At 61.8% G+C, this 24,505-nt stretch carries 21 protein-coding genes and 1 pseudogene; 14 read left to right on the top strand and 8 right to left on the bottom strand.

What is annotated here, in order from left to right:
* From rimM to Q0O05_RS05870, 5 genes are all read left to right on the top strand, one after another.
* The coding region (gene rimM, locus Q0O05_RS05890) for a ribosome maturation factor RimM (protein ID WP_293661189.1) at window positions 1-306 on the top strand (306 nt) is incomplete at its 5' end.
* A 10-nt stretch (window positions 307-316) separates the two neighbouring features.
* Entirely contained in the window at window positions 317-1,063 is a 747-nt protein-coding gene (gene trmD, locus Q0O05_RS05885) for a tRNA (guanosine(37)-N1)-methyltransferase TrmD (protein WP_293661187.1), read from the top strand.
* A 113-nt stretch (window positions 1,064-1,176) separates the two neighbouring features.
* Window positions 1,177-1,557: a 50S ribosomal protein L19 gene (rplS, locus tag Q0O05_RS05880; RefSeq protein WP_293661185.1), complete on the top strand. Its 381-nt coding sequence runs from the start codon at window positions 1,177-1,179 to the stop codon at window positions 1,555-1,557.
* Between the two features lie 82 nt (window positions 1,558-1,639).
* Window positions 1,640-2,326 (top strand): CoA pyrophosphatase, encoded by a 687-nt coding sequence (locus tag Q0O05_RS05875; protein ID WP_293661183.1) that lies wholly within the window; start codon window positions 1,640-1,642, stop codon window positions 2,324-2,326.
* A 29-nt stretch (window positions 2,327-2,355) separates the two neighbouring features.
* Window positions 2,356-3,285 (top strand): cobalamin biosynthesis protein, encoded by a 930-nt coding sequence (locus tag Q0O05_RS05870; protein WP_293661181.1) that lies wholly within the window; start codon window positions 2,356-2,358, stop codon window positions 3,283-3,285.
* 148 nt (window positions 3,286-3,433) lie between these two features.
* Here Q0O05_RS05870 and rsgA read toward each other — a convergent pair whose 3' ends face one another.
* The 3 genes from rsgA to Q0O05_RS05855 are packed head-to-tail and all read right to left on the bottom strand — an operon-like array spanning window position 3,434 to window position 6,034.
* Window positions 3,434-4,363 (bottom strand): ribosome small subunit-dependent GTPase A, encoded by a 930-nt coding sequence (rsgA, locus tag Q0O05_RS05865; RefSeq protein WP_293661179.1) that lies wholly within the window; start codon window positions 4,361-4,363, stop codon window positions 3,434-3,436.
* Window positions 4,364-4,373: 10 nt separating this feature from the next.
* On the bottom strand, window positions 4,374-4,703 hold the full coding sequence (locus Q0O05_RS05860) for a 4a-hydroxytetrahydrobiopterin dehydratase (RefSeq protein WP_293661177.1): 330 nt from the start codon (window positions 4,701-4,703) through the stop codon (window positions 4,374-4,376).
* A gap of 14 nt (window positions 4,704-4,717) precedes the next feature.
* On the bottom strand, window positions 4,718-6,034 hold the full coding sequence (locus tag Q0O05_RS05855) for a M48 family metallopeptidase (RefSeq protein ID WP_293661175.1): 1,317 nt from the start codon (window positions 6,032-6,034) through the stop codon (window positions 4,718-4,720).
* Between the two features lie 37 nt (window positions 6,035-6,071).
* Here Q0O05_RS05855 and orn point away from each other — a divergent pair, with 37 nt between their 5' ends.
* Together orn and Q0O05_RS05845 are read left to right on the top strand one after the other, a co-directional pair.
* A complete protein-coding gene (gene orn, locus Q0O05_RS05850; protein WP_293661173.1) occupies window positions 6,072-6,653 on the top strand; it encodes an oligoribonuclease in 582 nt (193 codons plus the stop codon).
* Window positions 6,654-6,886: 233 nt separating this feature from the next.
* Window positions 6,887-8,794, top strand: coding sequence for a DEAD/DEAH box helicase (locus tag Q0O05_RS05845; RefSeq protein WP_293661171.1), 1,908 nt, complete (start codon window positions 6,887-6,889; stop codon window positions 8,792-8,794).
* A gap of 84 nt (window positions 8,795-8,878) precedes the next feature.
* Here Q0O05_RS05845 and Q0O05_RS05840 read toward each other — a convergent pair whose 3' ends face one another.
* Window positions 8,879-9,748, bottom strand: a complete 870-nt coding sequence (locus Q0O05_RS05840) for an NAD(P)-dependent oxidoreductase (RefSeq protein ID WP_293661169.1) — start codon at window positions 9,746-9,748, stop codon at window positions 8,879-8,881.
* Window positions 9,749-9,853: 105 nt separating this feature from the next.
* Window positions 9,854-10,831, bottom strand: a complete 978-nt coding sequence (locus Q0O05_RS05835) for a GMP reductase (RefSeq protein WP_293661167.1) — start codon at window positions 10,829-10,831, stop codon at window positions 9,854-9,856.
* A 321-nt stretch (window positions 10,832-11,152) separates the two neighbouring features.
* On the opposite strand from Q0O05_RS05835, the gene Q0O05_RS05830 reads away from it, so the two are divergent.
* Complete coding sequence (locus Q0O05_RS05830) at window positions 11,153-13,615, top strand: UvrD-helicase domain-containing protein (protein WP_293661165.1); 2,463 nt, start codon at window positions 11,153-11,155, stop codon at window positions 13,613-13,615.
* Window positions 13,616-13,722: 107 nt separating this feature from the next.
* Here the strand turns inward: Q0O05_RS05830 and Q0O05_RS05825 are convergent, their stop codons facing one another.
* Window positions 13,723-15,651 carry a PhoX family phosphatase gene (locus Q0O05_RS05825; protein WP_293661164.1) on the bottom strand — a complete coding sequence of 643 codons (1,929 nt, stop codon included), beginning with the start codon at window positions 15,649-15,651 and terminating at the stop codon, window positions 13,723-13,725.
* A 164-nt stretch (window positions 15,652-15,815) separates the two neighbouring features.
* Here Q0O05_RS05825 and Q0O05_RS05820 point away from each other — a divergent pair, with 164 nt between their 5' ends.
* A complete protein-coding gene (locus Q0O05_RS05820) occupies window positions 15,816-16,277 on the top strand; it encodes a tetratricopeptide repeat protein (protein ID WP_293661162.1) in 462 nt (153 codons plus the stop codon).
* On the opposite strand, the gene Q0O05_RS05815 is transcribed toward Q0O05_RS05820, so the two are convergent.
* Both Q0O05_RS05815 and Q0O05_RS05810 read right to left on the bottom strand, forming a co-directional pair.
* Window positions 16,264-17,067, bottom strand: coding sequence for a BPSS1780 family membrane protein (locus Q0O05_RS05815; protein WP_293661160.1), 804 nt, complete (start codon window positions 17,065-17,067; stop codon window positions 16,264-16,266). The genes Q0O05_RS05820 and Q0O05_RS05815 overlap by 14 nt on opposite strands.
* On the bottom strand, window positions 17,064-18,074 hold the full coding sequence (locus Q0O05_RS05810) for a homoserine kinase (protein ID WP_293661158.1): 1,011 nt from the start codon (window positions 18,072-18,074) through the stop codon (window positions 17,064-17,066). The genes Q0O05_RS05815 and Q0O05_RS05810 overlap by 4 nt, the downstream gene beginning before the upstream one ends.
* 75 nt (window positions 18,075-18,149) lie before the next feature.
* Between Q0O05_RS05810 and polA the strand changes: the two genes are divergently transcribed.
* From polA to Q0O05_RS05785, 5 genes and pseudogenes are all read left to right on the top strand, one after another.
* Entirely contained in the window at window positions 18,150-20,972 is a 2,823-nt protein-coding gene (polA, locus tag Q0O05_RS05805) for a DNA polymerase I (RefSeq protein ID WP_293661157.1), read from the top strand.
* 98 nt (window positions 20,973-21,070) lie between these two features.
* A complete protein-coding gene (locus Q0O05_RS05800) occupies window positions 21,071-21,979 on the top strand; it encodes a dienelactone hydrolase family protein (protein WP_293661156.1) in 909 nt (302 codons plus the stop codon).
* Entirely contained in the window at window positions 21,976-22,776 is an 801-nt protein-coding gene (locus Q0O05_RS05795) for a ZIP family metal transporter (RefSeq protein WP_293661154.1), read from the top strand. Before Q0O05_RS05800 ends, Q0O05_RS05795 begins: the two co-directional genes overlap by 4 nt.
* A gap of 30 nt (window positions 22,777-22,806) precedes the next feature.
* The gene (locus Q0O05_RS05790) at window positions 22,807-24,228 is read left to right on the top strand and encodes an efflux transporter outer membrane subunit (RefSeq protein WP_293661152.1); all 1,422 of its coding nucleotides are present in this window, start codon (window positions 22,807-22,809) and stop codon (window positions 24,226-24,228) included.
* A gap of 44 nt (window positions 24,229-24,272) precedes the next feature.
* Window positions 24,273-24,505, top strand: a pseudogene (locus Q0O05_RS05785) (hypothetical protein); the annotation flags it as partial.

Here is a 24,505-nt window from a genome sequence, read left to right as displayed (position 1 = left end):
GACCGCACCGCGGCAGAGGCGCTCAAAGGGTCCAGAATTTTTGTGTCCCGAGAGAGCTTTCCACCGGCCGCAGTTGACGAGTTCTATTGGGTGGACTTGATAGGCCTGCAGGTCATCAATCGAGAACAGCAGGCGCTGGGTGTCGTGCGCGAATTAATCTCCACCGGGCCTCAGACTGTTTTGGTCATAGAGGCCGAAGAACAAGAAAAGCCGATTGAGAGGATGATTCCTTTCGTGTCCGCTTACGTGGACGAGGTGAGTTTGGCCGAGAAGACCATCCGCGTGGACTGGCAGTTGGACTACTGAGGCGCCCGCCGTGCGCTTTGACGTCATCACCCTGTTTCCCGAGCTGTTTGCTCCATTTTTGGCAGCGGGCATCACGCGCCGCGCCTACGAGAGCGGCCTGGTGGATGTGCACCTTCACAATCCCAGAGACTTTGCTACCGGCAACTACCGCCGGGTCGATGACCGGCCCTTCGGCGGGGGGCCGGGCATGGTCATGATGGCCGAGCCGTTGGAAGCCGCCTTACTCTCCATCCGCGCGCAGCGAGGTGACGTGGTCCCGGTAGTGCTTTTTTCGCCCACTGGCGAGGTGTTGCGCCACGAGTCGGTGCAGGAGTGGGCTGGCAGTGAGGGCGCTATTTTGGTGTGCGGCCGTTATGAGGGCATTGATCAGCGGTTTATCGACCGGTATGTGGACCGGCAGATTAGTCTTGGCGACTTTGTCATGTCCGGTGGCGAAATTGCGGCAATGGCTTTGCTGGATGCTGTGGCCCGGCTGCAGCCCGGCGTTTTGTCTGATGAAGATAGTCATCATCAGGACAGCTTTAACCCCGCCCTCGACGGGCTTCTGGATTGCCCGCACTACACCCGACCCGAGGAGTGGGCAGGCTTGACTGTGCCGCCAGTATTGCTCTCCGGTCACCACGTAAGGATTGAATCGTGGCGACGCGAACAGCGGCTGCAACTCACGGCGGCGCGGCGGCCGGATGTTCTGGAACGTGCCAGGGCAAGTGGGGCCATCAGTGAGGCCGATGAGCGACTTTTGGGGCCAAGCCCCTGAGAACGCTATAATGGCGGGCTAACCGATCCTCTGCCCGGCCAGATAAAAAGCTTTTCGGCTCTTATAGTGGCACCAATTCCGGTGCCGGCGCGCGCAAGATCATGAAGGAAACTATGAGCAACATCATGCAAGCGCTCGAGCAGGAAGAAATCGCCCGCCTCGGCAAAACAATCCCTGAATTCGCCCCCGGTGACACTGTAGTGGTCAGCGTCAACGTAGTTGAAGGCACCCGCAAGCGCGTTCAGGCCTACGAAGGCGTAGTTATCGCCAAACGCAACCGCGGTCTGAACAGCGGCTTCATCGTCCGCAAGATTTCCAGCGGCGAAGGCGTGGAACGCACATTCCAAACCTACAGCCCTCTGATTGCCAGCATCGAAGTCAAGCGCCGCGGCGATGTTCGCCGTGCCAAGCTGTACTACCTCCGTGATCGCAGCGGCAAGTCTGCCCGTATCAAGGAAAAGCTGCCAGCCAAGAAGAATGCAGCTGCCGCGTAACCTGCAGCACTCTTTCCGTGAAAGCCGCCCCGGTGACAAACTGTGGCGGCTTTTTTGTTACTTGGTTTCCTAAGGGGCTTCGGTGAAGACGGCTGCGCGCAAACTTCCGACTTTTGATCCGCGCTCGGTGCCGGTGATCAGGGTAGATGCGCATCTTCCCGTGGTAGCGGCTGACGCGCTGGTGCCGCAAGCCTTGAGGCAGCGCTTTATCCGCCCGCCCGATTGGACGCCCGAGTTGCGTGCGGAGCATCTTTTTACCGACCGCGCGCCTGCCCGTGCGTCGGTGCTCATTCCCATTGTTATGCGCGAACAACCGATGGTGCTGCTGACGCAGCGCGCGTCGCATCTCGCCAGTCACTCGGGCCAAATTGCCTTCCCGGGAGGCAAGGTCGACGCGGAGGATGCCGACACGATAGCGACGGCGCTGCGCGAGACTTTTGAAGAAGTAGGGCTGGAGTCGGCTTCTATCGAGGTGCTGGGCACCATGCCCGATTACCTCACCGGAAGTGCGTTTATTGTGACGCCTGTGGTCGCTTTGGTGGTGCCAGAAGCTCGCATCGCCGCCAACCCGCAGGAAGTGGAGCATGTGTTTGAGGTGCCGCTGGCCTTTTTGATGAACCCGGCTCATCACCGTTGTCACCGGTTCGATTGGGAAGGCACTCCTCGATATTGGTATTCCATGCCCTATGCCGAGGCTGGCAGGGAGTGGTTTATCTGGGGTGCAACGGCGGGCATGCTGCGCAATTTCTACCGCTTTTTGAGCGCCTGAGCAGTGGCTTGGCTGAGTATGATGGTCGCATGAGCTTCATCTCGATTTTGTTGGCGCTTTTGCTGGAGCAGGCCAAGCCCCTTCCGCGAACCAATGTGGTCCACAACGCAGTGCGTACCTGGGTGCGGTGGGTGCTTCGCAATTTCGATACCGGCTTAAGTACGCACGCCTGGTGGGCTTGGGGGCTGTCAGTGGCGGGCCCCACCTTGCTGGCTATAGGTATTCATTGGCTTCTGATTTGGGGGCTGGGGTGGCAGTTCGGCTGGATGGCAGCGCTGATCTGGAATGTGTTGGTGCTGTACGCTACCTTAGGTTTTCGACAGTTCAGCCACCACTTCACATTGATCCGGGACGCCTTGCTGGCCGGCGACGAGGCCTCCGCGCGCTCGGAGTTGGCCAAGTGGAAGCACATCGATGCCAGCGAGCTGCCACGCAGCGAGATTGTGCGCCACGTGATCGAGCATTCGGTCTTAAGCGCGCACCGGCATGTGTTCGGCGTATTTGCCTGGTACTCGGTGCTCGCAGCCTTCGGCTTCGGGCCTGCGGGCGCGGTGCTGTACCGGATGAGCGAAGCCTTGTCGGGGGTTGCCAAGCGAACTCCGCTGCCCGAGCAACAGCCCGTGAGCGACCCGGTACGGGCGTGGTCATTGCGCGCGTGGGCCGCTGTCGACTGGTTACCCGCCCGCATCACCGCCCTCAGCTTTGCCTTTGTGGGCAGCTTTGAAGAGTCGGTCGACAGCTGGCGACGTCATGCGGCCCTGCACCCGCTGGACAACGATGGCATTGTGCTTGCGGCCACGGAGGGCGCAGTCAACGTGCGCCTGAGCGGCGATGTGGAGGCCAGCGGCTTGGTTCCCGAGCCAGCCCATCTTCGGGCCGTGGTCGGGCTGGTGTGGCGCACCGTGGTGATGTGGTTGGTGTTTCTGGCGCTCTTGTCGCTGGCGCGTCTTATCGGCTGACTCTTCTGTCGCCAAGCCCGGTTCAGCGCAGCATGGACCGCGCGACGCGGTCTGATCGGCCCGGTAAGCATTGCGAAAAGATCTCTAGTGAGTAGCGGTATGAATTCCGTCATCAATACCGGCATGAATACCGGCATTTATTCTGGTCTCAATACCGGGACTGGGAGAGCTCGGCAAACAGGTCGCTATATATTTTGTAGCGGTTGTCGCTTATCCCGCCTGCGCCATCCGCCTCCTGGCGGTGCAAAATGACGCTGCATCCCGGCTCGTGCAAGTGGGTGCAGTTGTAAAACTTGCAGCTCCCCGTGTGGGCCTTGATATCGGGCATGAGCCCGGCGAGGTGCATGGGGTCTATGTGGTTGAGGCCAAATTCCTGAAACCCCGGTGAATCGATCACCGCCGTCGTTTTAGCTTCGTCCACCCAATAAAGACTGGTGCTAGTGGTGGTGTGCTTGCCCGAGTTCAGCGCGGTGGAGATTTCATTGGTCAGCACGTCGGCGTGCGGCAGCAGCCGGTTGATCAGCGTGCTCTTGCCGGAGCCGGACGGGCCCAGAATGAGCGTCGTTTTGCCCTGCATCACCTCAAGCAGGAGCGACAGTTCAGTGGTGGGCGCGTTCTCTGCCTTAGGCTTGAGGGCCAGCGGCAGCAGGGTGTAGCCCATGTCGCGGTAATTACCCAACCGCCGCCAGGCGCGCCCGAAAGGCTCCGCCAGATCGCTCTTGTTGAGGGCGATAACAGGCCGTATGCGCTCAGCCTCGGCGGCAATCAAGGCGCGTGAGAGCTGGCTTTCCGAAAACTCAGGTTCGGCCGCAATCAAGATGAGCACCTGGTCCAGGTTGGCGGCAAACGACTTGGTGCGAATCTCGTCCTGGCGGTAGAAAAGGTTGCTTCTTGGCAGCACCTTCTCAATGGTTCCCTCATCCTGAGTGGCCTGCCATAGCACCCGATCACCCACCACGGTCACGCTTTTTTTGCCGCGCGGATGGCATATGAGGCGCTTGCCTTCTGGAGTTTCTACCCACACGTGCCGCCCGTGGCCGGCTACGACCAGGCCCGGCCGCAGAGCGTTTTCGCTCAAAGGGCGGGCCTCATGCGGCGCTTGCAGACGGCGTCAACAAGCTGTCAACCATCGCGGCGGTCGCGAAGTCTGTTGCGGTAATGCCTTGTGGGGTGTGCGTGTTAAAGCGCACGCTGCAGGAACCGTAGCGCAGCATCAGTTCGGGGTGGTGATCCTGCTGTTCGGCCAAAAATGCGACCGCGTTGGCGAAAGCCATGACCTGGAGAAAATTGTCAAAGGGGAAGGTTTTCTCGATGGCAATGTCATCCCCGTCGCCGTGCAGTTTCCACCCGTCGGTTTTGGCTAGACTTGCTATGATTTGTGTAGCTGTTAGCGCATATCGGACGGGCTCTGGAGGCATATTTCCTTCCATAATCAGGCCGCTGCAGGGCTGGCCGATGCCATGCGGGCGAGCCGCTCGGGTGCCGGCGGGTGTGAGTAATAGAACTTCACATACACCGGGTCGGGCGTCAGGGTGGTCGCGTTGTCTTTGTAGAGCTTGAGCAGGGCAGAGGAGAGTGCTGCACCGTCTGCGTTGGCGACCGCATAGGCGTCCGCCTCAAACTCGCACTTCCGGGAAAACTGCGCCATCAAAGGGCCGGTAAAACTGCCGGCCAGCGGCAGGACCATCATAAAAAGCAAGAGAGCCAAAGCGTCATTGCTTCCCGTCAAGCTGGGGGCCACGCCCAGACCGGTGTAGAACCAGGCTTGCTGGCTCATCCAACCCAGCAGCGCGAACGCCAGCAAGCTCAGCGCAAACATGGACACCATGCGCTGGGTGATGTGGCCGTGCTTGAAATGCCCCAGCTCATGGGCCAGCACAGCGTCCACCTCGTCGGCGTTAAGTTGGGCTAATAGGGTGTCGTAAAACACCACACGCTTTGCAGCGCCAAAGCCGGTGAAATAGGCATTTGCGTGCGCGCTGCGCTTGCTGCCGTCCATCACAAAAAATCCCTTCGAGGTGAAGCCGCAACGCGCCATCAATGCCGCAACGCGGGACTTCAGCGTTTCATCTTCCAGCGGCTTGAACTGGTTAAATAGCGGCGCAATCCAGGTCGGATAGACCAGCATCATCAATAGGCTCAAGCCCATCCAGAGACCCCAGGTCCAGAGCCACCACAGAGAACCAGTAGTGGCCATCACCCACAAGGCGAGTGCTGCCAACGGCAGGCCGATGATTGCGCCAAACACCGCGCCCTTGATGGCGTCGGCAATCCAAAGCTTGGCCGTCATGCGGTTAAAGCCGAATCGCTGCTCCAGCACAAAGGTGCGGTACAGCGAAAACGGCAGGTCGATTACCGCGCCGATGACAGAAAAACTGGCCAGTAGCGCCAGCTGCTGCGGCAGCAGGCTGAAGAAGCTGCCCCCCGCTGCATCCGTCCAGCCCAGCAGGCTTTGGTTGAGCGCGTTCAAGCCGCCCAACAACGTCCAGCCCAGCAGCACGGCCGTGCCCCAAGCCAGTTCCAGCAGGCCGAGGCGGGTCTTGGCGATGGTGTAGTCGGCGGCTTTTTGGTGGTCGGGCAAGCTGATGTGGGACGCAAATGCTATGGGCACTGCGTTGCGGTGCTGCGCCACAAAACGCACCTGCCGTGAGGCCAGCCAGAATTTGAGCGTGACGCTGGCCAACAGCGCCACCGCAAACACGGTAGTCATCCACAAAGAGGGGGAGAATTCAAAAGTTGTGTCGCTCATGGGAACTGAGTTTAGGCCATTCGGTGACAATGCCGCAATGGCTGAAAAAAACTTCCCCATCCCCACAGCGCTTGCCAAGTCTGACAAAAATCTGGTGTGGCTCGACTGCGAAATGACCGGCCTCGAGCCCGAATCCGACCGGCTGCTGGAAATTGCGGTCATAGTGACCGACTCACATTTGGGCCAACGGGTTGAGGGCCCGGTGTTCGTGATTCATCAGACGGACGCGCAGCTCGACACCATGGACGCGTGGAACAAGGGCACCCACGGCAAGAGCGGCCTGATTGACAAGGTGAAGTCGTCCACAGTGACCGAGCAGGAAGCCGAAGCCGCGCTGATTGCTTTCCTCACCCAGTATGTTCCGGCGGGAGCCTCGCCGATGTGCGGCAACACCATCGGGCAAGACAGGCGGTTTTTGGTGAAATACATGCCCAAGCTGGAGGCGTTTTTTCACTACCGTAACCTTGACGTCAGCACACTCAAAGAACTCGCCAAGCGCTGGAAGCCGGCGGTGGCTGAGTCCTTTAAGAAGCAACAAAAGCACACGGCGCTGGCCGACGTACACGAGTCCATTGAAGAGCTCGCCCACTACCGCGAACATTTTTTGAGTCTGGATTAGGTAAAAACCCCAATCCGTGCCATACTCGCAGGCTTCGCAAGTCACGCCAAAGCGCAGCTTGCGGGATGTGTACATCTCCCTTCATTCACCGGGCACGCTTTTTTGAGCGACATACGCCCCCAGCACTGAATTACCCCTTGGCGGGTCAGAGCCGGTTCCGTTTGATGGTTGATGTTTTTTAACCATTGACGGGACATCCGCACAACTTGCGGTGCGCTCGTGAGAGAAAAAATATGACTGACGCTTTTGAAGTGACAGGCGAATTCGCGCCTGCCGAAAACCTTTCCGTTTCCGCAACTTCTGTGGAAACCCATGCCGTCCCTGAGGCCGCCGATCAGACGATCGAAGCTGCTGTGCCCGAAGTGCCAGAAGCGCCTAATGGGTTCGTCGAACTCGGTTTGGCGCCCCCTCTGGTGCAAGCCTGTAAGGATCTGGGCTACACACAGCCCACCACCGTGCAGCAAAAAACCATCCCTATGGCGATGGCTGGCGTGGGCAGCGACAAGTCGGTCAAGTTTGTCGACCTGATGGTGTCCAGCCAAACCGGCTCGGGTAAGACCGCTGCCTTCCTGTTGCCCGTTCTGCACACCCTGTTGACCCAGCAGGCCGAAGCCGAAGATGCAGAGCGTGCTGAATACGAACAAGCCTGCGCTGATGCCGCTGCCAAGGGCGAACCCGCCCCGAAGCGCGCAAAACGCAAAGATCCAACCAACCCCCGCAATTTCAAGGCACCCACCCCCGGGGCGTTGATCGTATGCCCCACACGCGAACTGGCCCAGCAAGTGGCGCATGACGCCATTGATCTGGTGCAGCATTGCCGTGGATTGCGCGTGGCCAACATCGTGGGCGGCATGCCCTACCAGCTGCAAATCGCCAAGCTGCAAAACGCCAACCTGGTGGTGGCAACCCCCGGCCGTTTGCTCGACCTGCAGCGCTCCATGCAAATCAAGCTGGACCAGGTGCAGTTTCTGGTGGTGGATGAAGCTGACCGCATGTTGGACCTCGGCTTCTCGGACGACTTGGCTGAAATCAACCAGCTCACCATCGACCGCAAACAGACCATGATGTTCAGCGCCACCTTTGCGCCTCGCATCCAGCAACTCGCTGCCCGCGTGATGCGCGAACCCCAACGCGTGACGATTGACAGCCCGCAGGAAAAACACGCGAACATCAAGCAAGTGCTGTTCTGGGCCGACAACGCCCAACACAAGCGTAAGCTGCTGGATCATTGGCTCCGCGACACCACCATCAACCAGGCCGTTGTGTTTGCTAGCACCCAGATTGAGTGTGATGGATTGGCCAACGACTTGCAGCAAGACGGCTTCTCTGCCGTGGCACTGCACGGTGCTCTAAGCCAAGGCCTGCGTAACCGTAGACTGATGGCGCTGCGCCAAGGTCAGGTGCAGATTTTGGTGGCGACCGATGTGGCCGCCCGCGGAATTGACGTTCCCACCATCACCCACGTTTTCAACTTCGGTCTCCCTATGAAGGCCGAAGATTACACCCACCGCATTGGTCGTACCGGACGCGCTGGCCGTGACGGCTTGGCCGTGACCTTTGCCGAATTCCGCGATCGTCGCAAGATTTTTGATATCGAGGCCTACAGCCGCCAACCGATCAAGGCAGAGACGATTCCCGGCCTCGAGCCGCAGCAGCGTGCGCCTGAGTCTCGTCCCGCCTTTGCAGGCCGCGGTCGTGGCGGTGACTTCCAGCCGCGTGACCGCAAATTTGGCGGCCCGCGTGAGGGTGGCTTTGGCGGCGGCGCTCGTGATGCCGCTCCTCGCGAGGGATATGGTCAGGTGCGTGGTTTCGGTGGACGCCCTGAAGGCGGACGCGGCTTTGGCGAAAGCGCTCGTGACTTTGGCGGCGCAGCCCGCGAAGGCTTTAGTTACGAACGCAAGGGCGGGTTCAATGACCGCTTTGCCGTCCAAGGCCCCCCCCGTGGCGACGCCCCTCGCAGCGATGCCCGCCCACCCCGTGGTGACTTTCAGCCCCGCGGTGACTTCGGCGCTCCACGTGGCGATTTCGCCGCGCGCAAGCCGGCCTTCAGCAAGCCTGCGGGTGCGGCCAAGCCCGGTAATGGCGGTAAGGTCTTTGTCCCACGCGACGCCAAAAAACGCCCGGCGCGCAACGCTGACTGATTAACGTTCTAGCAGCCCAGCAAAAAGCCCCGCAGCGCAAGCTTGCGGGGCTTTTTTACGCCTGGATGCGCTGATGTCAGGCAGTCATGACATGCCGTTGCGGCTGGCGAGCTCTACAAACAAACCCGCATGATCCAGATCGGACAGGCCGTGTGCGACGCCATCGGCATAGAGTTGTTCAAACAGCGAGGTGATGGGTGCCTCGAAGCCGATTTCCGCTGAAGTGGCCAAGGCATTGCGTAGGTCCTTGAGCTGCACTGTCATGCGCGCCCGCGGTGCGAAGTCCCGCTCCACCATGCGTTGTCCATGCACTTGCAAAATCCTGCTATCAGCAAATCCGCCGGTAATGGCCTCCTTGACTTTGCCCATGTTGGCGCCGCCGCGCTCGCATAGCAAGAGCGCTTCAGCCACCACGCCAATGGTGGCCCCCACAATGATCTGGTTGGCGAGCTTGGTGAGCTGGCCCGAGCCTGTCGGGCCCACATGTGTGGCCCGACCCATGGCCTGCAGCACCGGCAAGGCCCTTTCAAAGTTTGCGGCCTTGCCACCCACCATGATCGCGAGCGTGCCTTGCTCCGCGCCTACTGTGCCGCCTGAGACCGGCGCGTCCAGGTAGTCCACACCACGCTCGCTCAAGCGGGCTGCGTGGTCGCGCGCTTCGATGGGTTTGATGGACGACATGTCCAGCATCAAGCTGCCCTCGCGCATAGCGTCAGCGGTGCCCAACCCAAAGAGTACCTCGGCGACGACTCCGCCGTGGTCCAGCATGGTGATCACGACGTCCGCTAGCTTTGCGGCATCCGCCGGACTTTCATGGACGTGGGCGCCGTAGGGGATGAGGGCCTCAGCCTTGTTGCGGGTACGGTTCCAGACATGGACCGTGTGGCCGGCCTCACATAGGCGACGGCCCATGGGCAAACCCATGCGGCCTATGCCGAGAAGTGCGATATTCATAGTGCCAGTGTGCTCCTGCTTCCGAGAATATCGCCGGTTCCCGCCATAGGGCAGAGGGTTTTCACCGTAGAGACTGTCGCAGTGCTGACAGTCTCCCGCGGCGGGTTACATCAACAGGTGTTCGCCCGCGTTGTCGCCACCCAGCGTGACGTAGTTGACCTTGCGGATGTCCATCAGCTTTTTGCCGCCGGCGTAGCTGATGGAGCTTTGGACGTCCTGTTCCATCTCGATCAGCGTGTCTGCGAGCTTGCCCTTGATGGGCTCCAGAATGCGTTTTCCTTCAACGTGCTTGTATTCGCCTTTGTTGAAGTCGCTGGCCGAACCGTAGTATTCCTTGTACATCGCTCCGTCAACCTCGACCGTCTGCCCCGGCGACTCTTCGTGGCCGGCAAACAGAGAGCCAATCATCACCATGCTCGCGCCAAAGCGGATGCTCTTGGCAATATCGCCGTGGCTGCGGATGCCGCCGTCCGCAATGATGGGTTTGGTCGCCACGCGGGCGCACCATTTCACCGCGCTCAACTGCCAGCCGCCGGTACCAAATCCGGTTTTTAGTTTAGTAATGCAGACCTTGCCCGGGCCAACGCCGACCTTGGTGGCGTCTGCGCCCCAGTTCTCGAGGTCAATGACGGCCTCGGGCGTGGCCACATTCCCGGCAATCACAAAGCTCTCCGGCAGGTGGTTCTTGATATAGCCAATCATGTCCCTCACGCTGTCGGCGTGGCCGTGCGCGATATCGATGGTGATGTATTCGGGCGTCAGGCTCAGCGAGACCAGCTGGTCCACGGTGGCGTAGTCGGGCTTTTTGACACCGAGCGAAATGGATGCATACAGATCTTTGGCGTGCATGTCCTGCACGAACTTGACGTTGTCGAGGTCGAAGCGGTGCATCACGTAGAAATAGCCGTTGCGCGCCAGCCATTCGCAGATCGACTCATCCACCACGGTTTTCATATTGGCCGGCACGACCGGCAGGCGGAATTTTCGGTTCCCCAGTTCCACGCCTGCATCGCACTCGGAACGGCTCTCGACCCGGCATTTGCGGGGCAACAAGAGGATGTTGTCGTAGTCAAATATTTCCATAATTCCCAAGCTCCTCACCAAAGTTTCACAACAAAACACTGGGCACTTGGACTGACACCGGCCATAAAAAAACCGGGTGCCAATTGCTTGGGCCCGGTGATTGATTCTACTCAGGTTTGTGTCATGGGTTGGGTGCCATGGGTTGGGGGCAAGGTTATGGACGGGGCGGCCCGGGCCGCTGTGCGCTTTGCTGCGTGTCCCCCGCCCGCTGGCAGCGGGCTCCTCCTTTACCTCCGCAAAGCGCGCAGCCGCCCAGGCCATCAGATCGGCAACGGGAGGAGGGGCTGCCTCGTCCTTGCCCTGTGTTTCTACAATCAGCGCATGCATTCTCTGGCCGCCTCTGGCAACACTTCCCCCCTCCTGCACAACCTGAACCCCGAGCAACTCGCCGCCGTCACGCTACCGGCCGAGCACGCGCTCATCCTGGCGGGTGCCGGTTCGGGCAAAACCCGGGTGCTAACCACCCGCATTGCGTGGTTGCTGCAAAGCGGTTTGGTGTCGCCGGGCGGCATTTTGGCGGTGACCTTCACCAACAAGGCCGCCAAAGAAATGATGACCCGCCTCTCGGCCATGCTGCCGGTCAATGTGCGCGGCATGTGGATTGGTACTTTCCACGGCCTGTGCAACCGGTTTTTGCGCGCGCACTACAAAAATGCCGGATTGCCGCAGGCCTTTCAGATTCTGGATACTCAAGACCAACTCTCCGCCATCAAGCGCTTGTGCAAGCAATACGAGGTCGATGACGAACGATTCCCGCCCAAGCAGCTGGCCTGGTTCATCGGCAACTGCAAAGAAGAAGGCCAGCGTCCCAAAGATGTGGTGGCTAGCGACCCCGATACCCGCAAGAAAATCGAGATTTATCAGCTCTACGAAGACCAGTGCCAGCGCGAAGGCGTGGTGGACTTTGGTGAGCTGATGCTGCGCTCCTACGAGCTGCTGCGGGACAACGCGCCCATTCGCGAGCACTACCAGCGGCGCTTCCGGCATATCCTGATTGATGAGTTTCAGGACACCAACAAGCTTCAGTACGCCTGGATCAAGATGATGGCCGGCGTGGGGCAGGGCGGCGGTGCTGTTGCGGGCCTTGCGCCCGAACGCGGAGCGGTGCTGGCGGTGGGTGATGACGATCAGAGCATTTATGCTTTCCGCGGTGCGCGCGTGGGCAATATTACCGACTTTGTGCGCGAATTTGCGGTGCGCCAGCAAATCAAGCTCGAGCAAAACTACCGCAGCTTCAGCAACATTCTGGACAGCGCCAACTCGCTCATCAGCCACAACAGCCGCCGCTTGGGCAAAAACCTGCGTACCGAGCAGGGCGCGGGCGAGCCGGTGCGGGTGTACGAGGCGCCTACGGATTTTGCCGAGGCCCAGTGGATGGTGGACGAGATGAAGCAGCTGGTGCGCGATGATGTGCCGCGCAAAGAGATTGCCGTGCTCTACCGCAGCAACGCCCAAAGCCGGGTAATCGAGACTGCGCTCTTTAACGCCGCGATGCCCTACCGGGTTTACGGTGGCCTGCGCTTCTTCGAGCGGGCCGAAATCAAGCACGCGCTGGCCTACCTGCGCCTCCTGGAGAACCCCAACGACGACACCAGTTTTTTGCGGGTAGTAAATTTTCCGGCGCGCGGTATTGGGGCGAGAAGCATCGAGCAGTTGCAGGACCTCGCCCGCGCCACCGGCTGCTCGCTGCACGACGCGGTGAGCACCCTGAGCGGGCGCCCCGGCGCGGTGATAGCCGGCTTTGTGGCTAAGCTTGATGTGCTGCGTGAGCAAACCGCCAACCTCAACCTCAAAGACGTCATCAAGCTCATGCTGGAGCATAGCGGGCTGCTGGAGCACTACCGCAACGAGCGCGAGGGCGAGGACCGCGTGGAGAACCTGGACGAACTCGTCAACGCCGCTGAGAGTTTTGTCATGCAAGAGGGCTTCGGCCGCGAGGCGCCTGGTATGGCGCCGCTGACCAGCAGCCCCGAGGCCTTGCGCCAGAGCCCTGTCAGCCAGGGGCTCTATCCCGATAACGCCGCAGAATTTGTGGGCGACGCTCAGGACGGGCCGGTTGACGGCGACACCGGCGAAACCTTGTCTCCGCTGCAGGCCTTTTTGTCGCACGCGGCCTTGGAAGCGGGCGACAACATGGCCGCTGCCGGGCAAGACGCGGTTCAGCTCATGACGGTGCACAGCGCCAAGGGGCTGGAGTTTGATTGCGTGTTCATCACCGGCATGGAGGAGGGGCTCTTCCCCCACGAAAACTCGATGAGCGACCACGACGGATTAGAAGAAGAGCGCCGCCTGGCCTACGTGGCCATCACCCGCGCGCGCAAGCGTCTCTACCTCAGCCATTCGCAAACCCGGATGCTGCACGGGCAGACGCGCTACAACCTCAAGAGCCGATTTTTTGACGAGCTGCCCGAGGAATGCCTGAAGTACCTCACTCCCAAGCAACAAGCCATGCCGGTGGGCGGCGGTGTGGGGGGCAGTTTTGGCGGCGGCTATTCCGGCGCTTATTCCGGCAGCTATGCTATCAATTCAGGAGCTTCTCGCGCATATCCAAGTAGGGGTAGCGGCACTTCGGGGCAATATTTGGCGCCTGAGAAAGAAGTGCCGCGCAAAGAAGAGCCCACCGGGCTGCGCAAAGGGCAAAAGGTATTCCACGCCAAGTTCGGGGAGGGTACGGTGCTCACACTCGAAGGCGCAGGAGACGACGCGCGCGCCCAGATCAGCTTTCCCCGCCACGGCACGAAATGGCTCGCCTTGAGCGTGGCCAAGCTGACACCGGTCCCTTGAGCAGTTTGCGCGCGCCAGCACTGCGCGGGCCGCTCACAAAAAAATAGCGGGCTGCATTGCTGCAGCCCGCTTTGCGCTTTAATGCGGCCGAAGCCGCACATCCGCGATCAGGTGCCGATGACGCCGCCGTCAGCCTTGCGGATGACCACGGTGGCAGAGCGCGGGCGACCAGTCGCCTTTTTGTCCGGCCAGTTGGAGATCGCACGGGGGTTCTTGGGGTCGTTCATTTCGTTGGCGGGTTCGCCGGGGTGCTGCACGTTGATGAACATGGTTTTGCCGTCCGGCGTGGCGGTGGCGCCGGTGATTTCGCAACCGGCGGGGCCGACCAGGAAGCGGCGGACTTCGCCGGTGACCACGTCGGCGGCCAGCATCATGTTGTTGCCGAAGTTCTTCAGGTCGCCCTTACCCATGGAGGAGGTGGACATGTCGCACTGAATCCACATCACGCCGCGGGCATCGACCCACAGGCCATCCGGGCAGGAGAACATATCGCCCTTGATGTTGCCCTTGGCATCTGCGCGCTCCAGGGATGGGTCGCCCGCCAGGATGAAGTGGTTCCAGGCGAAGGTGGTGCCACCGAAGTCGCCGTCTTCCTTCCAGCGGATGATGTTGCCCTGGGTGTTGTTGACACGGGGGTTGGCAGCGTCCACGCCGGGTTGCTTGTCGGCACCACGGTTGCTGTTGTTGGTCAGCGTGGTGTAGACCCAGCCTTGCTTGTCCACAGCGATCCATTCGGGACGGTCCATCTTGGTAGCGCCCAACAGGTCGCTGGCTTGGCGTGCCTTGATTAGCACTTCGCCCTGGTCAGCAAAACCGTTGGCAGCTGTCAGCGGGCCTTGGCCGTGGGTAAGAGCGAGCCATTGGCCCTTGCCGTCGACATTGAATTTGGCGACATACAGCGTGCCATGGTCCAGCAGGGTGGCATTGGCAGCAGCGCCGCCTTCCTTGATGGCGTCACGGCTGACGAACTTGAAGATGTACTCAAAGCGGGAGTCTTCACCCATGTACACGACAGCGCGCTTGTCTTTGGTGACCGCCACCGTTGCGCCTTCGTGCGCGCCCCGGCCCATGGCAGTGCGCTTCATGGGGGTGGAGCTGGCGTTGTAGGGGTCGATTTCCACAATCCAGCCGAAGCGGTTGGGTTCGTTGGGGTTTTTGGTCGCATCAAAACGGGCGTCATGCTGGTGCCAGTTGTAGCCAGCGCCGCCTTTTTTCAGGCCCCAGCGCTTTTCATGCGCGGACAGGTTGTCTCCGCCGCTGAAATAGTTAATGAAGTTTTCTTCAGAAGTGAGGTAAGTGCCCCAGGGTGTGATGCCGCTGGCGCAGTTATTCAGGGTGCCCATGACCACGCGACCGGCGGGATCGGCTGCAGTCTTCATCAGAGCGTGTCCGGCGGCCGGGCCGCTCACTTCGGTGCGGGTGTTCGCTGTAATGCGGCGGGCCCAGGGGGAGGGGTTCACCACTTCCCACTTGCCGCCCTTGTCTTCCACTTCAAAGATCGAGACGCCGTGGGCAGCCTGGGACTTGCGCACCTTCTCCAGATTCCATTTGTCGGTTCCGTCGGTGAACAGCAAACCGTGGTCCACGTATTCATGGTTCATGGCCAGCAGGCCGCTCTTGGAGCCTTCTTGCGCGAAGTAGTGGATGCCGTCGTGGTTCATGCCGAACTGGGCTTCCTGGTGGGCGGCAGAGTTGCTGGCGTCGTCCTTGAAGGCGTGGTTTTCGCCGGACAGGCCGACCGGGTCACCCCAGGGTGCGATGACCTGCACGGTGTAGCCTTCGGGAACGGACATGGTGTCGGCGGTGGAGATGGCCACGCTTTTGAAGCCCAGCAGCGGTCCGCTGGCCATGCCGGTGGTGGCGCAGCCGCTCAGTGCCGCGGCACCGCCAATAGCGCTCAAGGGGGCGAGAAAGCTGCCAGCCAGTGCGCCCAGACCGCCGCGCAGGATTGTGCGGCGTGAGGGGTCGGACACTTCGTGGATGCTGGGGTTGGAAGAGCGGTTGCTGTCTTCCATCAAGGAAAAGTCTTTTGCCATGGTGTTACTCGCTGAAGGATGAATAAAACGCACCGCCGGATAGCGGACTGCCTTATGTTTATACAGGGGCTGGGCGACATTTGGGTGACATGCCCGGGCTCTGCGCCAGTAAGAAATATCAGCTAACCTGACCGCTTGCCATCATTTGGAATGAAGAATCCGCCATGAAAATCATCTTTATCGCTGTGCAGTGCATCGTTGCCCTGAACGCATTTGCGGCAGACGTGTCTGCGCCAGCGCCCCCGACCTTGAATGAGCTGATGTCCTCCGCGCGCCAGGCGATTGAGAGAAAGGGCTGGAGCCGGGCGCAATACGACCTGAAGATTGCCGTCCGGGATGAGCCCAACAACGCGGACGCGCACAACCTGCTTGCCTACACCTACCGCAAGCAGGCGCAGCCCGACCTGATCAAGGCCTTTGAGCACTACAAAATCGCGCTCAAGCTCGACCCGCAGCACCGCGGGGCCCATGAATACATCGGTGAGGCGTATCTGATGGATGGCAAGCCGGAACAGGCGGAGCGCCACCTCGCTGCCCTGGAGAAAGTTTGCGGCAACCGCCAGTGCGAGGAGTACCTCGACCTGGCGCAGGCGCTGGCCAATTACCGGAAAACTACTCCGCGTTGACGCTGCCGTTGGGCGGTGCGGCGGAGTCCGGGGCCTCAAAGCAATCGCGGTAGGTGAAATAGAACGAGGTAAAAAACATAGCCGCCATGGCCAGCCCCACCGGAAAGAGGATGGCGTTGATGAGCTCCAGGTTGCCTAAAGCGGTGACCACCATGGCCGCAACTGTGGCAGTCCCGAGAAATGCCCCCATCCACACCATGCCGTAGACGGTGAACGCCCAGAAGTTGCGCAGGCAAGCCACTCCGCTGAAAAACAGGCTCTTGATGGGGGTGACGCCGTGCCAGTGCACCAATGCCGGCGCGTGCCAAAACAAAAGCGAGAGCGGTATGTAGAGCAGCATGGCCACCAGGGCGGCGCTCTGGAAGTCACCCTGCAACACCACCTCAGGGGTGATCTCTCCTCCCAGCAGGTACACCTTGGCAAATTGCCCGCCGTCGATGGTGGCTGAGATGCCCATTACCAGAATGAAGCCCGCCGCGTACAAGCCGCCGAGCACCAGCATGGACTGCAGCCGTGCCCGGCCGGCGCGAAAGCCCGCAATCAAAACCTGCGGCATGGGGAACTGCCCGCGGTCGGCGATTTCGGTGGCGGCCATCAGGCCCAGCGTGGCAGCCGGCAGCAATGCCAGCGCAATCGGCAGCCCGATGACCGGCACCAGGCTGATGAGCGACACCGCAGCCATGAACATGAAAAACAGCCCGGTGAAGGCCAGCGGCTGTTTGATGAACGTGCGCACACCCTGCTGAAACCACACAATGCCTTGCCGGGCGGGGACGATCTGGAGTTTCATGGTGCGGTGGTTTCCGGAAGTGTTGGGGCGTATGGCCACAGGGCTTGCAGGGTAACGGGGTTCGCAATGCGCTGGCGCAATACCCGCTCAAAGTGCGTCGGGTCGTGGGGCTTGAGCATAGACGCCTCGCGGGGCAGATGCCAGTCCCACAGGCGGGACAACCAAAACCGCAGTGCGCCCGCGCGCAGCATGGCCGGCATCAGGGTGCGCTCGTGCGCGGTGAGTGGGCGCACGCCCTGGTAAGCCTGTACAAATGCGCGGCTGCGCTCCAGATCGGCGGCGCCCGTAGACAGGTCCACGCACCAATCGTTCAGGCACACGGCCAGATCGAACAGCCAGGCGTCGGTGCCGGCAAAGTAAAAGTCAAAAAAACCACTCAGCTGGGGTTGGCCGTTCACGCTCTCAAACATCACGTTATCCCGGAACAGGTCGGCGTGAATAGCGCCACGCGGCAGCACCGAGTAGGCGCTTTGTGCGGCAATGTGGTTCTGGTACGCCAACTCGGCCTGAATCAGATCGGCTTGCGGCGCCTCCAAGTGGGGTAGCACCACCGGAACCGTCTCGTTCCACCAAGGCAGGCCCCGCAGGTTGGGCTGCTGCATGCCGAAGTCGTGTCCCGCCAGGTGCATGCGCGCCAGCGTGGCACCGACCTGCCGGCAGTGGTCCAGCCCAGGGGCCAGCTCGCACTTGCCGCGCAACCGGTTAACCACGGCCGCGGGCTTGCCGCAGAGCTGGTGCAGCACATCTCCGTCGCGGTTGGCGGCAGGATCGGGCACGGGGATGCCGCGAAATGCCAGATGCTTCATCAGCCGCAGGTAGTACGGCAGCTGCTCGGCCGTCAGGCGCTCGAACAGGGTCAGCACATAGGGCGCCTGATCGGTGGTGACAAAGTAATTGGTGTTTTCAATGCCGCCGGCGCAGCCCTCCATGGTCTGAAGGGTGCCGAGTTGCAGTGAGGTGAGAAATGTGCCGGCCTCGTCGATCGAGACCTCTGTGTAAACCGCCATGGGTGAATTGTAGGGGGCGGGTTGGGGCACTTGGCACCGCAGTTGAGGGCAAAGTGTGGGGGCACAATACTTCGTATGACCCAAGCATCCAAGACCCTGCTGCTGGTAGATGGCTCCAGCTATCTGTACCGTGCATTTTTCGCCGGCGGCGACAGCATGAGCGTGACTCTACCCGACGGAACGGTGCAAAAAACGGGCGCCATCCGCATCATCATCAACATGATGAACAGCCTGCGCAAGGAGTACCCGGCCGACTATGTGGCCTGCGTGTTCGATGCCAAAGGCCCCACCTTCCGCGATGAAATTTATCCAGCCTACAAGGCCCACCGCGACCCGATGCCCGACGACTTGCGCAGCCAGATTGCGCCCATCCACGAAATCGTGCGCCTGCTGGGCTGGAAGGTCCTGGATGTGCCCGGGGTGGAGGCCGACGACGTCATCGGCACGCTCGCGGCCACCGCGGCAAGTCAGGGCATCGAGGTCATTGTGAGCAGCGGCGACAAGGACCTGGCCCAGCTGGTGAACGAGCACATCACCATCATCGACACCATGAACGGCAAACGCCGCGATCTGGCGGGGGTGGAGGCCGAGTTCGGCGTGCCGGCCCGCCTGATGCTGGACTACCAGACGCTGGTGGGCGACACCGTGGACAACGTGCCCGGCGTCGCCAAGGTGGGCCCTAAAACCGCAGTCAAGTGGCTGCAGCAATACGGATCGCTGCAGGGCGTGGTGGAGAACGCGGCAGACATTGGCGGCGTGGTGGGGGAAAACTTACGCAAGGCCTTGGATTGGCTGCCCACCGGCCGCACGCTGCTCACCATCAAGACCGACTGCGACCTATCGGGTTGGGTGGAGGGTCTTCCTGCTATGGATTCAATAGCTGCTGGCGCAACCGATACGGGCGCTTTGCGGGTTTTTTATGAGAAATACGGCTTTAAGGGGCTGGCCAAATCGGTTGGCAGCGGGGATGCGAGCAGCGCGGCTTCTGCCCCGCATGGCGCCCCGTCGGATGCCACCTACGCTGCCACCTCAGCCACCCCCGGTTTGTTTGATGCACCACCTGACGGTGCGCAGCCCCCGGCATCCCGCGTGAGCCAGGTGGACTATGAAACGGTTTTCACCTGGGACGCGTTTGACGCGCTGCTCGCGCGCATCAGCAGCGCCGGCCTGACCGCCCTGGACACCGAAACCACCTCGCTCGACGAGATGCGGGCCGATATCGTGGGCATCAGCTTCAGCACCGAGCCCGGCAAAGCCGCATACATCCCCGTGGCGCACCGCTACCCCGGCGCGCCGGAGCAGCTTCCCCGCGACGAGGTGCTGGCCCGCCTCAAGCCCTGGCTCGAGAACCCGCAGGCCGCCAAGCTGGGCCAGCACATCAAGTACGACCGGCATGTGTTTGCCAACCACGGCATCGAGGTGCAGGGCTACACCCATGACACCATGCTGCAAAGCTATGTGCTGGAGGCCGACAAGCCCCACGGCCTGGCCAGCCTGGCCGAGCGGCATCTGGGCCGCAGCGGCATCAGCTTCGAGGACTTGTGCGGCAAGGGCGTTAACCAGATCTGCTTCGACCAGGTCGATATTGCCAAAGCCGCCGAATACGCCTGCGAAGATTCTGACCAGACGCTGGACGTGCACCTCGCGCTCTGGCCCCGGATTGAGGCAGATGAGAAGCTGAAGTTCATCTACACGCTGGAAATCGCCAGCAGCGAGGCCCTGTACCGCATTGAGCGCAACGGGGTGTTGATTGACGCACCGACTTTGGCCGCGCAGAGCCACGAACTCGGCCAGCGCATCGTCCAGCTGGAGACCGAGGCCTATGAGATTGCCGGGCAGCCCTTCAACCTGAGCAGCCCCAAGCAGCTGGGCGAAATCTTCTTTGACAAGCTGGGCATGCCGGTCGTCAAGAAAACCGCGACCGGCGCGCGCAGCACCGACGAAGAAGTACTGGAAAAGCTGGCCGAGGACTACCCCCTGCCGGCCAAGCTGCTGGAGCACCGCGGCCTGGCCAAGCTCAAGGGCACTTATACCGACAAGCTGGCCCAGCTCGCCCTGCCGCGCACCGGCCGGGTCCACACCCACTACGCGCAGGCGGTGGCCGTCACCGGCCGCCTCTCCAGCAACGACCCCAACCTGCAAAACATCCCTATACGCACCCAGGAGGGCCGCCGGGTGCGCGAGGCCTTTGTGGCGCCGGCGGGCAGCGTCATTGCCAGCGCCGACTACAGCCAGATTGAGCTGCGCATCATGGCCCACATCAGCGGAGACGAGGCGCTCCTGCGGGCGTTTCATGACGGACTGGATGTACACCGCGCCACCGCGGCCGAGGTGTTCGGCGTTGCGCTCGATCAGGTCAGCAGCGAGCAGCGACGCTATGCCAAGGTCATCAACTTCGGCCTGATTTACGGCATGAGCGCATTTGGCTTGGCACGTAATCTGGGAATTGACAATACCGCCGCCAAAAACTACATAGCCCGCTATTTTGAGCGCTACCCCGGTGTAAAGGACTACATGGAATCCACCCGCGTGCTGGCGCGGCGGCAGGGCTATGTGGAAACCGTGTTCGGCCGCCGGTTGCAGCTCGCCGGCATTCAAAACGCCAAGGGCGCCGCACTGGCGGGGCTGGAGCGGGCCGCCATTAATGCCCCCATGCAGGGCACCGCCGCCGATTTGATCAAGATGAGCATGGTGAAGGTGCAGCAGGAGCTCGACGCCCGGCACAAGGCCACCACCATGATCATGCAGGTGCACGATGAACTGGTGTTCGAGGTGCCGCTGGCCGAAGTCGAATGGCTACGCACCGAAATTCCCCGCTTGATGGCCGGCGTGGCGCAGCTTAAGGTTCCCTTGCTGGCCGAAGTCGGCGTGGGCCCCAACTGGGACAAGGCGCACTAACTAGGCGCACTCACAACGCATTAAGGGCCCGGCTATCTGGGAATTCATCACAAGTGCCTACACTTCGGACTACCCCCCACAACACCACGGAAGAAAACATGTTGAAAAATCTGCAAAGCGACTTCGATTCCCTGCGCCCCGGCACTAGCACCGAGGCAGGCACCACCCGCCGCACCGCGCTCAAGGTGGCGCTGGGCGCGGGCTACGCTGCCACGGCCATGCCTATCGTCGCGCAAACGGCGATCAAGACGCCGGAAGACGGACTGATCTGCGGCGAGCAGATTTATGACGTGGACGGCTTCACCGTGCCCTTCTATTACGCAGCGCCCGCAGGCGGCAGCAACATGCCGGTGGTGCTGGTGGTGCAGGAAATCTTTGGTGTGCATGCCTACATTGCCGACGTCTGCCGTCGCTTTGCCAAGGCCGGCTACCTCGCCATTGCGCCTGATCTGTTCGCTCGCCAGGGCGACGCAACCAAGTACACCGACATCGGAAAACTCATGGCCGAAGTGGTTTCCAAGGTGCCGGATGGGCAGGTGCTCAACGACCTGGACGCCGCGCTGGTCTGGGCTGCCGAAAACGGCGGCAACATGAAAAAAGTCGGCATCACCGGTTTTTGCTGGGGCGGGCGTATCACCTGGCTTTACGCAGCACACAACAAGAACGTCAAGGCAGGCGTGGCCTGGTACGGGCGCGTGGTCGGCACGGCCTCTGCACTCACGCCCAAGCATCCGGTGGATCTGGCAGGCTCCTTGCACGCTCCCGTTCTCGGGCTGTATGGCGGTAAAGACACCGGCATTTCGCTCTACACCGTCAATCAGATGAAAGAGGCGCTCGCAGGAGCCGCTGCACAAGGCAACAAGGCCGCCCGGGCCTCGGAGTTTGTGGTCTACCAAGATGCGGGTCACGCTTTCCATGCCGACTACCGACCCAGCTACCGCGCCGCTGACGCGGCCGACGGCTTTCAGCGGGCATTGGCCTGGTTCAAGGCGAAAGGGCTTGCTTGATTTTTTTTGCGATCGTGGTCGGCACCTTGGTAGCCGGCATCGGGAGTGTGTGGCTGGCCGCGGCGCTGAGCTTCGGCGCTTTGGGCCGCTACACCCAGCACATGCTGAGCCTGGCGGCGGGGGCATTGCTGGCAACCGCCTTCATGCAGTTGCTGCCCGAAGCCTTTGAGAGTCAGGTCGGCGCCCAGGCGCTGTTCATGGTGCTGCTGGTCGGGCTGGTTTTCTTCTTTCTTCTGGACAAGGCCGAACTCTGGCACCACGGCCACGAGCATGGCGAGCACGTTCATCAGGGCGAGCATCCTCATCACGGGCACGACCATGGCCACGATCACGCAAAGCCCCAAACGTCCGGAAGCTGGGCCGTGCTCACCGGCGACAGCGTGCACTGCTTTGGCGACGGCGTTCTGATTGCTTCGGCCTTCATGGCCGACCTGCGGCTGGGGGCGATTGCGTCGCTGGCGGTACTGGCGCATGAGGTGCCGCACCACATGGGGGACCTGATGGTGCTGCGCGCGACTTCCAGCAACAAGCAGGCGGCGCTGCTGAAGGTGTCGCTGGCCGGCGCAGTGACCGCGCTGGGCGGCATCGTCGGTTTCTGGCTGGTCGACCAGCTGCGTGAGTATTTGCCTTACTTTTTAACCGTGGCCAGCAGTAGCTTTATTTATGTCGCGCTGGCCGATCTGATTCCGCAACTGCAAAAGCGCCTGAGCGCCCGGGAAACCGCGGCCCAAATCGGCTGGCTCTGTGCCGGCATCGTGGCGGTGGGGCTGGTCAGCAGCCTCGGGCACGGGCACTGAACCATGAACCGATTCATTCTTCCCCCTTCTATGAAACCCTTGCACACCCGAACTTTGTGGGCCGCGTCCCTGGCCTTGGCACTGGGTGGCTGCTCGATCATCATGCCGCCGCCCACGGTGGACGCCATTCCCGCACCCCAGTGGCAGGCGCCTTTGCCCCACCAGGGTGCAGTCGGTTCCCTGGCGCAGTGGTGGCAAAAGCAGGGCGACCCGCTCCTGGCGGAGTTGATTGAGGCGGCGCAAGCGGTCAGCCCCACTGTGGCGCAAGCCCTCTCCAGGGTGGAGTCCGCCCGAGCCCAGCGCACCGCCGCCAGCGCGGCTTTGCTGCCCCAGGTGAGCGCCGGCGCGAGCCTGAGCCGCGGCGTGAGCCAGCCCGATGTGCCGGTGGCTACCAGCCAGACCGTGGGCCTGCAAGCCAGCTGGGAGCTGGACCTGGTGGGCGCCAACCGCGCGGTGAGCAAGGCGGCCGATGCGCAATTCCAAGGCACGCAGGCGCAGTGGCACGACGCCCGCGTGTCGGTGGCTGCCGAGGTGGCGACCAGCTACTACAGCCTCTCGGCCTGCCGGCACCTGCTGGTTCTGGCACGCAAAGACGCCGCCTCCCGCCAGGAAACCGCCCGCCTGACCGGACTCAATGCCAACGCAGGTTTTGCCGCGCCCTCGGTTGCCGCACTGGCTCGCGCCAGCGCCGCCGACGGCGCCAGCCGCGTCACCCAGCAGCAGGCTGCCTGCGATCTGGACACCAAGGCGCTGGTGGCGCTGACTGGTCTTGCCGAGCCAGATTTGAGGCAAAAACTGGCCTCCGCGCCCGCCGCTATTGCGCAGGCAGCTCCTTTTTCTATAGCAAGTGTGCCGGCCCAGACGCTGGCGCAGCGACCCGACGTGTTCGCCGCCGAGCGTGACGTCGTGGTCGCCAGCGCCCAGGTGGGCAGCGCCCGGGCGCAGCGCTACCCGCGCCTGACGCTGGGCGGCTCGGTGGGCGCTTTGCGCTATAGCAGCATGGGCCGTGAGTCGAACCTGGAAACCTGGTCCTTCGGCCCGCTGGCGCTGACGCTGCCGGTGTTTGATGCCGGCCAGCGCAAGGCCAATGTGGTGGCGGCCGAGGCGGCCTATGTGCAAAGCGTAGCCAGCTACCGCGCCAAGGTGCGGCAGGCCGTGCGCGAGGTGGAGGAGGCCCTGGTCAACCTGCAAAGCACCGATGCCCGCAAGCAAGACACAGCCGTGGCCACTGCCGGATACGCCGAGTCGCTGGCAGCTACCCAAGCGCGCTACGGCCAGGGGCTGGCCAGCTTGGTGGAGCTCGAAGACGCCCGCCGCAACGCGCTCGCGGCCGAGTCGGCGCAGCTGGGCCTGGTGCTGGAGCGTAACCGGGCCTGGGTGTCGCTGTACCGCGCCTTGGGCGGCGGCTTCGAGCCTGAGCGCCTGAGCGAGCCGCCGGCCGTCAGCCCTTGACCTTTTTGCCGTTTTTTTGTTGTCACCTCTTTGAGAGCAAAGCCATGAACCCCCTGTCTTTTCGTCCTCTTTCTGTCCGACCTCTGTCCCGCAGCCTGCTGACCGCTGGTTTCCTGACGCTGGCCGCTGCCGGCCTGCTTGCCACCGCCACCCAGGCGGCCGATGCGCCCAAGGCAGATGCGGGCAAAGCCACTGCGGCGCCCAAGGCCGCACTCACTGTTTCGCTGGTGCAGGCCAAGAGCAGCCAGCTGCCGGTCAAGCTGTCGGCCAACGGCAG

The sequence above is a fragment of the Rhodoferax sp. OV413 genome, from assembly GCF_945881795.1.
GTDB lineage: Bacteria > Pseudomonadota > Gammaproteobacteria > Burkholderiales > Burkholderiaceae_C > Allorhodoferax.
The sequence above is the reverse complement of the archived record's forward strand: the minus strand, read 5'-3'. Positions and strand labels throughout refer to the sequence as shown.